This window comes from Mycobacterium sp. NTMscope_MAC_269, assembly GCF_976985695.1.
This window is the reverse complement of sequence record NZ_OZ335668.1, coordinates 135,118-149,493: the sequence shown is the minus strand read 5'-3', so window position 1 is coordinate 149,493 and position 14,376 is coordinate 135,118. Positions and strand designations below refer to the sequence as shown.

Annotated in this window: 11 protein-coding genes; 4 read left to right on the top strand and 7 right to left on the bottom strand. The window is 71.2% G+C overall.

Annotation, left to right across the window (positions count from 1 at the left end; translation table 11 throughout):
- The first annotated feature begins 30 nt into the window (after positions 1-30).
- The gene (locus tag ACZ50Z_RS00720) at positions 31-1,374 is read left to right on the top strand and encodes a macrolide-binding ATPase MABP-1 (RefSeq protein WP_464481821.1); all 1,344 of its coding nucleotides are present in this window, start codon (positions 31-33) and stop codon (positions 1,372-1,374) included.
- A gap of 84 nt (positions 1,375-1,458) precedes the next feature.
- Here ACZ50Z_RS00720 and ACZ50Z_RS00715 read toward each other — a convergent pair whose 3' ends face one another.
- The 3 genes from ACZ50Z_RS00715 to ACZ50Z_RS00705 all read right to left on the bottom strand — a co-directional run bounded on the left by ACZ50Z_RS00715 (position 1,459) and on the right by ACZ50Z_RS00705 (position 4,220).
- Entirely contained in the window at positions 1,459-1,716 is a 258-nt protein-coding gene (locus tag ACZ50Z_RS00715) for a WhiB family transcriptional regulator (protein ID WP_464481820.1), read from the bottom strand.
- A gap of 141 nt (positions 1,717-1,857) precedes the next feature.
- The gene (locus ACZ50Z_RS00710; protein WP_464481819.1) at positions 1,858-2,019 is read right to left on the bottom strand and encodes a hypothetical protein; all 162 of its coding nucleotides are present in this window, start codon (positions 2,017-2,019) and stop codon (positions 1,858-1,860) included.
- Positions 2,020-2,120: 101 nt separating this feature from the next.
- The gene (locus tag ACZ50Z_RS00705) at positions 2,121-4,220 is read right to left on the bottom strand and encodes an ATP-dependent DNA helicase UvrD2 (RefSeq protein WP_464486025.1); all 2,100 of its coding nucleotides are present in this window, start codon (positions 4,218-4,220) and stop codon (positions 2,121-2,123) included.
- A gap of 237 nt (positions 4,221-4,457) precedes the next feature.
- Between ACZ50Z_RS00705 and mrx1 the strand changes: the two genes are divergently transcribed.
- Positions 4,458-4,712, top strand: coding sequence for a mycoredoxin Mrx1 (gene mrx1 / locus ACZ50Z_RS00700; protein ID WP_464481818.1), 255 nt, complete (start codon positions 4,458-4,460; stop codon positions 4,710-4,712).
- A 6-nt stretch (positions 4,713-4,718) separates the two neighbouring features.
- Here the strand turns inward: mrx1 and nudC are convergent, their stop codons facing one another.
- From nudC to ACZ50Z_RS00680, 4 genes are all read right to left on the bottom strand, one after another.
- Positions 4,719-5,642 carry an NAD(+) diphosphatase gene (nudC, locus tag ACZ50Z_RS00695; RefSeq protein ID WP_464481817.1) on the bottom strand — a complete coding sequence of 308 codons (924 nt, stop codon included), beginning with the start codon at positions 5,640-5,642 and terminating at the stop codon, positions 4,719-4,721.
- Entirely contained in the window at positions 5,642-6,709 is a 1,068-nt protein-coding gene (locus ACZ50Z_RS00690) for a potassium channel family protein (RefSeq protein ID WP_464481816.1), read from the bottom strand. Before ACZ50Z_RS00690 ends, nudC begins: the two co-directional genes overlap by 1 nt.
- A gap of 61 nt (positions 6,710-6,770) precedes the next feature.
- Entirely contained in the window at positions 6,771-10,082 is a 3,312-nt protein-coding gene (locus ACZ50Z_RS00685; RefSeq protein ID WP_464486024.1) for an ATP-dependent helicase, read from the bottom strand.
- Positions 10,079-13,216: a PD-(D/E)XK nuclease family protein gene (locus ACZ50Z_RS00680; protein ID WP_464481815.1), complete on the bottom strand. Its 3,138-nt coding sequence runs from the start codon at positions 13,214-13,216 to the stop codon at positions 10,079-10,081. Before ACZ50Z_RS00680 ends, ACZ50Z_RS00685 begins: the two co-directional genes overlap by 4 nt.
- Positions 13,217-13,338: 122 nt before the next feature.
- Here ACZ50Z_RS00680 and ACZ50Z_RS00675 point away from each other — a divergent pair, with 122 nt between their 5' ends.
- On the top strand, positions 13,339-13,542 hold the full coding sequence (locus ACZ50Z_RS00675; RefSeq protein ID WP_464481814.1) for a hypothetical protein: 204 nt from the start codon (positions 13,339-13,341) through the stop codon (positions 13,540-13,542).
- A 47-nt stretch (positions 13,543-13,589) separates the two neighbouring features.
- On the top strand, positions 13,590-14,375 hold the full coding sequence (locus tag ACZ50Z_RS00670) for an alpha/beta fold hydrolase (protein ID WP_464481813.1): 786 nt from the start codon (positions 13,590-13,592) through the stop codon (positions 14,373-14,375).
- Position 14,376: the final 1 nt, after the last annotated feature.

Here is a 14,376-nt window from a genome sequence, read left to right as displayed (position 1 = left end):
TCGGCTTGTCTCCACATCGCGTTGGCCATCATGGATGATGGGTACGTGGCAGACATCAAACGGGGCCGGGCTGCGCGTAACGCCAAGCTGGCCAGCATTCCGGTCGGATTCGCCGGTCGGGCAGCGCTCGGATTCGGTAAACGGCTGACCGGAAAGTCGCGGGACGAGGTCCAGGCCGAGCTTCTGGAGAAGGCCGCCCATCAGTTGTTCACCGTCTTGGGTGAGCTCAAGGGCGGCGCGATGAAGGTGGGCCAGGCCCTGTCGGTGCTCGAGGCGGCGATCCCCGAGGAGTTCGGCGAGCCGTACCGCGAAGCGCTGACCAAGCTGCAAAAGGACGCCCCGCCGCTGCCCGCTGCCAAGGTGCACCGGGTGCTCGACGCCCAGCTGGGCACCAAGTGGCGCGATCGGTTCAGTTCGTTCGACGACACCCCGGTGGCGTCGGCCAGCATCGGTCAGGTGCACAAGGGGGTGTGGTCCGACGGCCGCGAGGTGGCGGTCAAGATCCAGTACCCCGGGGCCGACGAGGCGCTGCGGGCCGACCTCAAGACCATGCAGCGCCTCGTCGGGGTGTTCAAGCAGCTCGCGCCGGGCGCCGACATCCAGGGCGTGGTCGACGAGTTGATCGAGCGCACCGAGATGGAGCTGGATTACCGGCTCGAGGCCGAGAACCAGCGCGCCTTCGCCAAGGCGTATCACGACCACCCGCACTTCGCGGTGCCGCGCATCGTGGCCAGCGCACCGAAAGTGGTGATCCAGGAGTGGATGCAGGGCATCCCGATGGCCGAGATCATCCGCCACGGCACCGCCGAGCAGCGCGACCTGGTCGGCACCCGGCTGCTCGAGCTCACGTTCGACGCGCCGCGCCGGCTGGAGATGCTGCACGGCGACGCCCACCCGGGCAACTTCATGCTGCTCGACGACGGCCGCATGGGCGTGATCGACTTCGGCGCGGTCGCGCCGCTGCCCGGCGGGCTGCCGATCGAGCTCGGGATGAGCATCCGGTTGGCCCGCGAAAAGAACTACGACCTGCTGTTGCCGACGATGGAGAAGGCCGGGTTCATCCAGAAGGGCCAGCAGGTGTCGGTGCGCGACATCGACGACATGCTGCGCCAGTACGTCGAACCGGTCGAGGTGGAGGTTTTCCACTACACCCGCAAGTGGCTGCAGAAGATGTCGGCCATCGAGATCGACCGGTCCGTGTCGCAGATCCGGACGGCCCGGCAGATGGACCTTCCGCCCAAGCTGGTGATCCCGATGCGGGTGATCATGTCGGTGGCCGCGATCCTGTGTCAGCTGGATGCCCACGTGCCGATCAAGGCCCTGTCCGAAGAGCTGGTGCCCGGTTTCGCCGAACCCGACAGCGCGATCGTCTAGCTCGGCCGTCGTCAATCACGTTCACGAGAGTGCAACTGCCGGCACCACCACTCGACAAAGGTGTCGGCAGTTGCACTTTCGCGCCTAGGCGGCCGCCGCCTTGCGGGGACGTCCGCGGGGCCGTTTGAAACCCAGGACCGAACCGCGGTCGAAGATCTCGCCGCCCCATACGCCCCAGGGCTCGGCTCGCTCCAGCGCGGCCGCCAGGCACTGGCGGCGCACCGGGCAGTCGACGCATAGCGACTTGGCGCGCTCGAGATCGGCCGGCGCGTCGGCGAACCAGAGATCGGGATCGCCGGCGTGACACGGCAGGCCCGGCCTGGGGGCTGTCGGTGCCGACATGTCCTACCACCTACTTCCTGGTCTGGGTTGCTGTCCTTGAGCAGTGATCCGGACCAGGTCGCTTCGTTGCCGACCGATAACTATGGCCACGGATCCTTGACTTCGGGTCCGTGGCCATCTGGGTGAAAACCGGGGCTGTGCTTACCTTGCCTTCGGTGGGCCCCCGACTCCTACGGACGCGTCGGTCGCGGCGGCCGCGCGATGCTTACGCGCGGCCGCCGACACGGCGGCGTGTGCGGCATGGGAGGTTCCCGCGGACAGCTCCGCGGGGGCCACGCCCGCACCGAACGCGTCGTTGATCATCGTGGCTGCCCTCCTTCTTCCGTAGTGCCGAGTCGCGGTATCGAGGGTAAACGGTCACCCTCGCCGTCCACAACCGATTTTGTGACCTGCGGGTTTAGCGGTCAGCGACCGCGAACCAGCTCCAGCACGTCGGGACCGTACTGCTCGAGCTTGCGCGCGCCGATGCCGGGAATCGCGATCAGCGCCGCGTCGTCGCCGGGGCGCAGCTCGGCGATGGCGATCAACGTGTTGTCGGTGAAGACGACGTAGGCGGGCACCTTCTGTTCCTTGGCGACGTCGAGGCGCCACTCCTTGAGCCGCAGTAGCAGGTCCTCGTCGATGTCGCCCGCGCACGTCTCGCAGCGGCGCAGCATGATGGCCGCCGGAGTGGTCAGGTTGTTGTTGCAGATCCGGCAGCGGGTCGCGGTACCCCGGCTGCGCCGAGACTTGTTCGGCCCCGCCTCGGCCCGCGCCTGGGGCGCGATGCCGTTGAGGAACCTCGACGGCTTGCGGCCCTGGCGCCCGCCCGGGCTGCGGGCGAGCGCCCAGCTGAGCGCCAAATGCATTCGGGCCCTGGTGATTCCGACGTAGAGCAGGCGGCGTTCCTCCTCGACCGCCTCGCTCTCGGCGCCGTGCGCCAGTGCGTGCGAGATGGGTAGCGTGCCGTCGGCCAGGCCGACCAGAAACACCGCGTCCCACTCGAGGCCCTTGGCGGCGTGCAGCGATGCCAGCGCGACGCCCTGCACCACCGGTGGGTGCCGGGCGTCGGCGCGCATCCGGAGCTCGGCCAGCAGCGCCGGGAATTCCAGCTGCGGGCGTTGCGCGACTTCGTCGTCCACCAGTTCGGCCAGTGCGCTCAGGGCTTCCCAGCGCTCGCGGGCCCGGGTGCCGACCGGCTCCTGGGCCGTCAGGCCCAGCGGTTCCAGCACCGCGCGCACGACGTCGGGCAATGGACCCTCGGCACCGCGCTCGGCAGCGCGCTGCAGCGCCAGCAGGGCCTGCTTGATCTCCTGGCGATTGAAGAATCCCTCGCCGCCGCGAATCTGGTAGGCGATGCCCGCTTCGGTCAGCGCCTCCTCGTAGATCTCCGACTGCGCGTTGACCCGATACAGCACCGCGATCTCGGAGGGCGGGGTGCCGGATTCGATGAGCCGCGCGATCGATTTGGCGACCGCGGCGGCCTCGGCCGGTTCGTCGGGATGCTCGTGGAACGTCGGCACGGGGCCCGGTGCGCGCTGGCCCACCAGGTGCAGCTTGCTGCCGGCGACCCGGCCGCGCGCCGCGGCGATCACCTGGTTGGCCAGCGACACCACCTGCGGGGTGGAGCGGTAGTCACGCTCGAGGCGCACGACGGTGGCGTCGGGGAAGCGGCGGGAGAAGTCGAGCAGGAATCGGGGCGAGGCCCCGGTGAACGAGTAGATGGTCTGGTTGGCATCGCCGACGACCGTGAGATCGTCGCGCTCGCCCAGCCAGGCCGTCAGCACCCGCTGCTGCAGCGGCGTGACGTCCTGGTATTCGTCGACCACGAAGCAGCGGTAGCGGTCGCGGAACTCTTCGGCCACCGCCGGGTCGTTTTCGATCGCGGCCGCGGTGTGCAGCAGCAGGTCGTCGAAGTCGAGCAGGGTGACGTGTTCACCGCGGGCTTTGAGGGACTCATAGGCGGCGTAGACGCCGGCGATCTGAGCGGCGTCCAACGGGATGTCCCGCCCGGCAGCCGCCACCGCGGCGGGGTATTCCTCCGGGCCGATCAGCGACGCCTTGGCCCACTCGATCTCGCCGGCCAGGTCGCGCACGTCGTCAGTGCTGGCATTGAGCCGGGTGCGGCTTGCCGCCCGGGCCACGACGGCGAACTTGCTGTCCAGCAGCTGCCAGCCGGTGTCACCGACCACCCGCGGCCAGAAGTACCGCAGCTGCCGGTGGGCGGCGGCATGAAAGGTCAGCGCCGAGACCGCGCCGACCGCGGCGCCCGTGCCCGCCGCGGCGTCGATCGCCCGCAGCCGGGAGCGCATCTCCCCCGCCGCCCGCTGGGTGAACGTGACCGCCAGCACCTGGCCGGCGGCGACGTGGCCGCCGGCCACCAGCTGGGCGATCCGGTGAGTGATGGTGCGGGTCTTGCCCGTTCCGGCGCCCGCCAGCACGCAGACCGGGCCGCGCGGAGCCAGCACGGCATCGCGCTGCTCATCGTCCAGCCCGGCTGTCAGTGGATCGGCGACGGTCGGCATGGCGTCCATAGTGGCTTCCCATACTGACAAGTCGCCGCCGGGGCCGGTGCATCGCCACGCCCGAATCGCATGTCCGCATCCCGCTGCGCGGAATGCATCGTCGCAGGGCTACACCCGATCGCCCACTCCTCCGCATCCCGCTGCGCGGAATGCATCGTCGCCGGGCTACACCCGATCGCCCACTCCTCCGCATCCCGCTGCGCGGAATGCATCGTCGCCGGGCTACGTTAACCAGCTATGACCAACGCCCTGCTCACCGTCTACACAACCTCCTGGTGTGGCTACTGCCATCGGCTCATGACGGTGCTCAAGTCCAACGGGATCGCCTACCAGGCGGTCGACATCGAGCACGACGCGGCGGCCGCTGATTTCGTCAGTTCGGTCAACGGCGGCAACAGGACGGTCCCGACGGTGAAGTTCGCCGACGGGTCGACGTTGACCAACCCGAGCGCGGCCCAGGTGAAGGCGAAGCTGGCCGAGACCGCCAACTGAACCCGGTCAGTCGATCGCGGCCCAGGATTCGATGATCACCCGCGCGATTGAAATCGAGCCGGGCAGAAGGAGTTTGGACTCCGAGGAACTCGACCAATCCCCGGCCGCCAGCGCCTCGCGCACCTGGTCGCGGGTGAACCACGCCGCCTCGGCGATCTCGCCGTCGTTGAACGAGAACTCCTGCGCCGGATCGCCGACGGCGTGGAAGCCGACCATCAGCGAGCGCGGGAACGGCCACGGCTGACTGCCCAAATAGCGCACGTCGCGCACGGTCAGCCCGATCTCCTCGCGGATCTCCCGGGCCACGCATCCCTCGAAAGACTCACCGGCCTCGACGAATCCGGCCAGCAGCGAGAACATCCGCTCGGGCCACACCGCCTGGCGGGCCAGCACCGCGCGGTCGCCGCCGTCGTGCACCAGACAGATGACCGCCGGGTCGATGCGCGGGAACTCCTCGTGCCCGGTGACCGGGTTCACCCGTGACCAGCCTGCCCGGGCCGGCCGGGTCGGCGAGCCGTCGACCGAGCTGAATCGCGCCTTCTCGTGCCAATTCAGCAGTGCCACAGCCGACGACATCAGTTGACCGCTGATGTCGTCGAAGATCGGACCGAGGCTGCGCAGGTTGACCACCTCGGTGCGCGCGTCGGGGTCCTCCGGGGCCTGCAGGGCGCCGCGGATCCCCCACACGTGACGCCCGTCCTCGAGGCGCCCCAGAAATACCGCCTCCGACGGCGGCTTGTCGCCCAGTTCGGCGGCGGCGCCCAGCACTACGCGGCCGTCGGCGACCAGCACCTGGTTGCGCGAGTCCACCCGCAGCAGCGCCGCCTCGGCCCAGCCGGCGGTGGCGGCTTCGACGTCGGTGCGCAGCTGATCGGCGCGGTCGGCGCCGACGCGCGACAGCAGCGGGACACTGCGCAACTGAAAGTCCACTAGTTTCCCGCGTCCCGGACGTAGAGCAGCCGGTCGTTGGCCTCGATCGCGTCCACCTCCGGAGCGCCGATGCGCAGCAGGTGGCCGTCGCGCACCACACCGAGCACGATGTCACGCAGATGCTTTGGGGATCCGCCGATTTCGGTCTGGTCGACTTCGCGTTCGGCGATCGCCAGCCCGGCGTCGGGGGTCAGCAGGTCCTCGATCATCTCCACGACACTCGGCGTGGTGGTGGCCAGGCCGAGCAACCGGCCGGCGGTTTCTGAGGAGACCACCACCGAGTCCGCGCCCGATTGCTGCAACAGGTGCTGGTTTTCAGCCTCCCGGATCGACGCCACGATCTTGGCCTTGGGCGAGATTTCCCGCGCCGTCAGCGTGACCAGCACGGCGGTGTCGTCGCGGCTGGACGCGATGATGATCGACGCCGCGTGCTGGGCACCGGCCAACCGCAGCACGTCGGATTTCGTCGCGTCACCATGGACGGTGACCAGGCCGGCGGATGCGGCGCGGTCGAGGGCGGCCTGATCGGTGTCGACGACGACGATTTCGCCCGGGACCACCTCGTCGCCGAGCATCGCCGCGACCGCCGTTTTGCCCTTGGTGCCGTAGCCGATCACGATGGTGTGGTTGCGCACTTTGCTCCTCCAACGCTGGATCTTCCACGCCTGCCGGGACGTTTCGGTGACGACCTCGAGCGTGGTGCCGACCAACAAGATCAGGAATGCGATGCGCAGCGGCGTGACGATCAAAACGTTCATCGCCCGCGCGAATTCCGAGATGGGCGTGATGTCGCCGTAGCCGGTCGTCGACAACGTCACCGCCGCGTAGTACAAGCAATCCAGGAACGTCAGCCGATCACCCTGGGCGTCGTGGTACCCGTCGCGATCGAGGTAGACGGTGATGGCGCCGGCGAACAACGCCGCGATGGCGATGGCCACCCGACGAGAGATGATGCGCACGGGACTGGCGCGCCCCTGGGGAATGCGCAGCACGCCGACGAGCGCGTAACTGGGCTGGACCGTCAACCGCTCGTCGAGACGTCCCAGCCGCCAGCTACCTTTGGCCACGGATATCCGTTATCGCATCGAACCGATCGCACGACAGACGCACGCCTCAAATGTAACCACGTCAGACACGGGCGGGGCGCTCGCCGGCGGAATCGGCCATTAGCGCGGCCAGCTCTGCGAGGTCCGGCAGTTCCGCGGGGGTGACCGTGGCGCCGGTGCGCACGTAAAAGAACGCGGTGCGCACCGACGATTCCGGAACCCCGGCCAGCGCCGCCCAGGCGGTCCGGTACACCGCGAGCTGCACGGCGGCCTGGCGCAGCGCTTCCGGGCCGTGCGGCGGTTCACCGGTTTTCCAGTCCACCACGGTCGCGCCGCCATCGGGATCGGCGAATACCGCGTCGATGCGGCCGCGGACCAGGGTGTCACCGATCGGCATCTCGAACGGGACCTCGACGGCGACGGGAACCTTTGCGGCCCAGGGTGATTCGGTGAAGGCCGCCTGCAGCACCGCCAATTCGGCGGTGTCGCCGACGTCGGAGTCCGCCGCGCCCGGCAGATCACCGAGATCGAACAGGCATTCGGCGCCGTAAAACTTCTGGACCCAGGCGTGAAACGCGTTGCCCAACAGGGCGTGCGGATCCGGCCGCGACGGCAGCCGATGTCTTAACCGCTGCGCGGCGCCCGCCGGATCGCGCGCCAGGCCGACCAGGGAGCTGACCGAAAGTTGCCCGGGCAACTCCCGGGCCGGTGGCGCGGTCAGCCGCGCACGTTCGGCCAGTAACGCGTCGACGTCGGCGGCCCAGCCGTCAACATCGGCGCACGGCTGGTCCGACCCGGCGGCCAGCGCCCGGTTCACCAGCGCCGCGCCGCGCTCGACCTCGCCGCGCCGCGCGGGCAGCGGGTCGGCTGGCCACACCGCTTCGATAATGCTGTCGCGCAGCGGGTTTCGTTCGCCATCCGCGGGGGCTGGCGACCAGTGCTCCACGGTTCCGCAGGGATCGCCGGCCGCGGCCGCGCCGTCGATGACGTCCTTAATCTCCACCAGGAAATCCGACGGGCCGCGCGGCTTGATCCCGGTGGCGCCCCAGTGGTGACCCGACACCAGCAGGGTGTCCTCGGCCCGGGTGATGGCGACGTACAGCAATCGACGCTCCTCGTCGATGCGCCGCTGATCGAGCTGGCGGCGATGCTCGGAGATCTTGTCCGACAGCTGCTTTCGGTTGGAGACATCCGAACAGTCGAGCACCGGGATGCCCAACGCGCCCGCGGCGGCGCGGTCGCCGCGAAGCAACGGCGGCAGTTCCGCGGCGTCGGTGAGCCAGGTGCTCTTGGAGGCGGTCGACGGGAACGTCCCGCCCGACAGGTGCGCGACCGCCACCACCTGCCATTCCAGCCCCTTGGCGGAATGCACGGTCAGCACCTGGACGCGGTCGCGCGCGACCGCCAACGGGGCCGGCGCCAAACCGTTCTCGACCGACTCGGCGGCATCCAGGAACGCCAGCAGGCCGGCCACCGAGGCGGTCGCGGACGTGTCCAGCAGCGGAGTCGCGCGCTCGGCGTATCCGGCGACGACGTCGGCGAACGCGTCGAGGTGCTCGGTGCCAGCCCAGCCCGCCTCGACCCCCGCCGCGGCCCGGACCTCGCAGTCGACGCCCAGCACGCGGCGCACCTCGGCCACCAAGTCGCCGAGGGGATGGTCGAGGTGGGCGCGCAGGGCGCTCAGTTCGGCGGCCAGCGCGGTGATGCGCTGATACCCGGCCGCCGAATACGAGCCGGCCGGACCGGGATCGGCGATCGCGTCGGCCAGGCAGATGGTGTCGGCGTCGACGTGGGCGGGATCGGCGGCGCTGGCGATCGCCTCGGGCGAGGGCGGCGCGGTGTCCGCCGCGGTTCCGCCAAGCGCACGCGCTCGCTGCCAGAGGGCGGCGATGTCGCGGGCGCCGAGGCGCCAGCGCGCGCCGGTGAGCACCCGCATCGCCGCCGCGCCGGCCGTGGGATCGGCGACCAGCCGCAGCATGGCGACCACCTCGGCGACCTCGGGTACCGACAGCAGTCCGGCCAGCCCGACGACCTCGACGGGGATGCCGCGGGCGCGCAGCGCATCGGCGATCGGCGCGGCGTCGGCGTTGCGCCGCACCAATACCGCGGCCGTCGGTGGGCTGACATCGTCGGCGCGGGCCTGCCGATAGCGGGCGTCGAGGTGGTCGGCGATCCACTCGCGTTCGGCCACCACGTCGGACAGCAAGGCGCAGCGGACGGTGCCGGGCGGCGCGTCCGGGCGCGGGCGCAGCGCGTGCACGGCCACCGATCGCCGCCGCGCCTCGGCGGAGACGGCGTTGGCGATCCGCAGCGTCCGTGGCGGATTGCGCCAGCTGGTCCGCAGTTCCAGCACTGGCGCGGGGCTGCCGTCGGAGCGGGGAAAGTCGGTGGTGAACCGGGGCAGGTTGGTCGCCGAGGCCCCGCGCCAGCCGTAGATGGACTGGATGGGGTCGCCGACGGCGGTCAGCGCCAGCCCGTCGTCGACCCCGCTGCCGAACAGGGCCGACAGCGCGATGCGCTGGGCGTGGCCGGTGTCTTGATACTCGTCGAGCAGCACCACCCGGTAGCGGGCGCGCAGGTCCTCGCCGACCTGCGGGAAAGCCGCCGCCAGCCGCGCCGCCGAGGCCATCTGCATCCCGAAATCCATCACCTTCGCGGCGTGCATGCGCTCGTCGAGGGCATCGAGCAGCGGCACCAGCTCGGTGCGCTCGGTCTGGGCGCCCAGCAGCCGCAGCAGCCATTGGCTGGGGCCGCGCTCGCGCTGATAGGGCCCGGCGGGCAGGGCATGGACGAGCCGCTCCAGCTCCACGTGGGTGTCGCGCAGCTGGCCGGTGTCGACGAGGTGTTCGGCCAGCTGCCCCCACAGTCGCAACACCATCGCGGTGACGGTGGCCGGGTTCTTGTCGGTGTGCAACTCGCCCCGGTACCCGTTGACGACGTCGAAGGCCAGCTGCCACAACTCGGTTTCGCTGAGCAGCCGGGTGTCGGGCTCGACGGGCAGCAACAGCCCGTAGTCGCGCAGCAGCGAGCCCGCGAACGCGTGGTAGGTGCTGATCACCGGGGCGCCCTCGGGTTCTGCCGCGGCGTTGCCGACGGCGCCCGTGACGCCCAGCCCGACGCCGGCCAGCCGCGCCAGCCGCGACCGCACCCGGCGCAGCAGCTGGCCGGCGGCCTTGCGGGTGAACGTCAGTCCCAGCACCTGGGAGGGGTCGGCGTAGCCGTTGGCGATCAGCCACACCACCCGTGCCGCCATGGTCTCGGTCTTACCGGCTCCCGCCCCCGCGATGACGACCAGCGGCCCCGGCGGCGCGGCGATGACCGCGGCCTGCTCCTCGGTCGGCGGGAAAAGGCCTAGCGCACTGGCCAATTCACTCGGGCTGAAGCGCGGGTTCACCGGGCTGCCCCGTCGTTGTGCGCCGGACAGCACGGCCGGAGGGGGCAGTGCGTGCAACCCTCGTTACGCCGCGCGACGAACTGCGGGCCGGCCGTCGCGTCCGCCGCTTGCCGGATGATCTCGCGCCACTCGTCACCGGCGGACGCCGTCAGCGGGTCCTGTTCCCTTTCGACGGCCCCCGAGGCCCCGGTCTTGCCGACGTAAACCAGCCGCGCGCCACCGGGTTCGGCCGCGTCGCCTCCGGAGGCCACCAGGCCTTCGGCGATCGCCAGCTGGTACATCGCCAGCTGGGCGTGTTGTTGGGCGTCGTCCTTGCTGACCGGGGACTTGCCGGTTTTGACGTCGACGATCACCAGCCGCCCGGCGGCGTCGCGCTCCAGCCTGTCGACGCGGCCGCGCAACCGAACCTGTTCCCCGTCACCGGTTTTCAGGATTCCGTCGATCTCGACCTCCGTGCCGACCTCGGTGAGCGCGCCGCGGGTCTGGCCGCGCCAGTCGATGAACGCCTCGAGCATCGCGCGGTGGCGGGCCAGCTCGTTATCCGAATGCCATTGCGCCGCAATGGGAAGATGCCGCCAGGCGCGCTCCAGTTCGGCCAGCAGTTCCGATTCGCTCCGGTGCGGTTCGGCGATCAGCGCGTGCACCACCGAACCGATCGTGGAGCGCAGATCGCGCGGGTTGGTCCCGCCGTGCCGTTCGGCGAGCCAGCGCAGCGGGCAGTCGGTCAGTGTCTGCAGGGTCGACGGGGTCAGCGTGACGACGTCGTCGCCGCCGCGCAGCGGTGCACTGGTGCTGACCGGGGTCAGGCCGTGCCATCCGGCCGGGTCTGCGCCGGGCACCCCAGCATCGGCCAGCCGCGCCAATTGTGTCGCCGCGCAGTCGCGGGCGAGCTCGTCCACCGCCCCGTCGGGTGCGCAGACCACGCCGCGCAACCGGCCTACCAGCGCGGCCGCCGACAGCACTCGTGGCGCCGAAACGGGTTGCAGCGCAGCAATGTCCGCGGCCTGGTCGGCCCACTGCGCGATGTCGAAGAAGAACGGCGACGGCAGCGCGGCCCCATGGTCTGCCCCGCCGGTGTCGCTGTCGACGGCCGTCACCAGCAGCCGCCGGCGGGCGCGGCCCATCGCCGCCACCAGCAACCTGCGCTCCTCGGCCACCAGCGGCGCCCGCATCGAAGCGTCCGCGGTGACCCCGTCCAGCTCGTCGAGCAGCCGCTGGGTGCCCAGCACACCGCCGCGCGGAACGGTGTTGGGCCACAACCCATCCTGCAATCCGGCGATCACCACGACATCCCATTCGTGTCCCAGCGCGGCGTGCGCGCTGAGGACCCTGACCTGCTCGGCCGCGGCAGCCGGCTCCGGATTGGCACTCGGCAGCTGCAGCGCGGCGACGTGCTCGACCAGCCCGCGCAGCGACGCCCCCGAGGTGCGTGAGACGTAGTCATCGGTGATGTCGAACAGCACGGTCACCGACTCGAGATCCCGGGTGGCCTGGGCGGCGGCGGGGCCGCCGCGCTCGCTGAGCGACAGCCAGCGGCGCTGCAGCCCTGACCGGTGCCAGGCAGCCCACAGGGTGTAGCGCGGGTCTTCACCGGCGCCGTGGCACCGCGCGGCGGCCTCCAGCACCGCGCGGACCTTGCGCAGCGAACGGAACTGCGGCCCCGGCGGTGGCGCGGCGCCGGACAGCGCCTCGACCAACAGCTCGGCGAAATCGGCTTGTGCGCGGGCGGGGTTGGCGCGCTGCAGTGTCCGGCGCAGCTGGCGCAGCGACACCGGGTCGACGCGACCGATGGGGCCGGTCAGCAAGGCCAGCGCCTGCTGCCCGTCCAGCCCGTCGGCGGCGGCCAGCAGCACGCTCAGCAGCGCGCGCACCGCCGGCTCCTCGGCCAGCGGCCCGGTGGCGGCGGCCGCGGCCACCGGCACCCCGGCGGCCGCCAGCGCGCGCGGCAATCGCGCGCCCGCGCGCGGCACCGACCTGACGATGACCGCCATCTGCGACCACGGCACACCGTCTACCAGGTGCGCGCGCCGCAGCGCGTCGGCGATCACCGCGGCCTCGGCGTGCGCCGAGGCCGCCAGGCGCACCGTGACCGATCCCTCCCCCGCCCCGGCGCCGTCGATCCGGCGGCCGGGGCCGCCGCCGGGCAACCGGGCGGCGATGCCGCTGACCGCGCGGGCCACGGCGGGAGCGCAGCGATGCGACATCGTCAGCGTCACCGCCGGGGCGTCGCCGTTGAGCAGCCCGGCGGGCTCGCCGCCCCGGAAGCCGAACACCGCCTGGTTGAGATCCCCGGCGACCAGCGCCAGCTCGGCGCCCGCCGCGAGCACGCGAACCAGGCGAGCCGCCTGCGGATCGAGCTGTTGGGCGTCGTCGACCAGCAGGACGCGGATCCGGCCGCGTTCGGCCGCCAGCAGCTCGGGATCGACGGCGAACGCCTCGAGCGCCGCGCCCACCAATTCGGCGGCGCCCAGCGCGGGGGTGGTCGCCTCCGGCGCGGCCGTGCCGACCGCCGCGCGCAGCAACATCACCTGCTCGTACTGGCGCGCGAATTGACCGGCGGCGATCCATTCGGGCCGACGGCAACGACGGCCGAGGCGCTCCAAGTCCTGGGGGTCGACACCGCGTTCGGCGCAGCGCGCCAACAGGTTTCGCAGTTCGGTGGCGAACCCCGCGGTGCTCAGCGCCGGCCGCAGCTGCGCCGGCCAGGCCGTCGCCGCGTGCGGCCCGTCGTCGAGGTCCCCGGCCAGCAGCTCGCGGATGATGGCGTCCTGTTCGGCGCTGGTGACCAGCCGCGGGGGCGCATCACCGGCACGCTCGGCGGCGCGCCGCAAGACCGCGTAGGCGTACCCGTGCACGGACCGCACCAGCGGTTCGCTGACGGCGACCGGGACCGGGCCGCTCGATCGCGACCGCAGCAACGCCGTCGTCAACGCGCTGCGCTCGGCCATCCCGAGCCGACCGGAACCCGTAAGCAGCAGAACCGATTCCGGGTCCATCCCGGCGTCGATCTGGGCGACCGCGGCGTCGATCAGCAGGCTGCTCTTCCCGGTGCCGGGCCCGCCGAGCACGCGAACGATCCCGCGCGCACCGGGCGCCAGCAGAGCGCTCGCGTCGGCCTCCCAGGTGTATGCCATGGCTGCATGCAACCACCAGGGTGTGACAAGTTCGCCCGGCCGGCATCGGCGCCGGCTCTTACTCTGGAAGTCGCCACAGCACGAAGGATGGACTCGACGCATGGAAGGAGGGGCTGAAGACCATGACGGACGACGAACACGGCTTTCCCACTGACGAGGCGCCCGAAGGCGACGCGGTGGAGCAACGGCGGCCCGCCGACTCTGACGACGAGGCCGGTCTGGACACCGATTACGTGAGCGCGTGGGATCGCGAAGCCAACGAGGCCGACGTGATCGAGCAGGCCTACGTCGTGTCCGCGGACGACGATCGGGACGACGACCGCTGACGAGGACCGCACGCGACGCGCGGTGACGCGGCTGGCACCATCGACGGGTGACCGCTGAGTTGTACGTCCACCGCTACGGTCCGTCGGGTCCGGCGCGGATCCTGGCGCTGCACGGGCTGACCGGGCACGGGCAGCGTTGGGAACAGCTGTCCGGCTTGCTGCCCGAGATCGGCCTGGCCGCACCGGATCTGCTCGGCCACGGCCGGTCCTCGTGGGCGGCGCCCTGGACCATCGACGCCAACGTCTCGGCGCTGGCCGGTCTGCTCGACGCGCAGCCCGGCACGCCGGTGGTGGTGGTCGGCCACTCGTTCGGCGCCGGTCTCGCGATGCACGTGGCCGCGGCCCGGCCGAACCAGGTGGCGGGTCTGCTGCTGTTGGACCCGGCGATCGGATTGGACGGCGAGTGGATGCGCGACATCGCCGAGGCCATGTTGTCCTCGCCCGACTATCCGGACCCCGAGGAAGCGCGGATGGAAAAGGTGCACGGCTCGTGGTCGGATGTCGAGCCCTCGCTGCTCGACGCCGAGCTCGACGAGCATCTGATCGCGCTGCCCGATGGCCGCTACGGCTGGCGCATCAGCCTGCCGGCGATGATGGCGTACTGGAGCGAGCTCGCCCGCGACGCCGTGCTGCCGCCGGCGCAAACGCCGACGATCCTGGTGCGCGCCAAGCGGACATCGCCGCCCTATGTCACCGACGAACTCGTCGCGGGCCTTCAGCAGCGGCTGGGCTCGCATTTCCGGCTGCTGGATTTCGACTGCAACCACATGGTGCCCTACGCCAAGCCGGACGACGTCGCCGCGCTGGCCCGTGAGCTGCTGGAAGCCCGCTGAC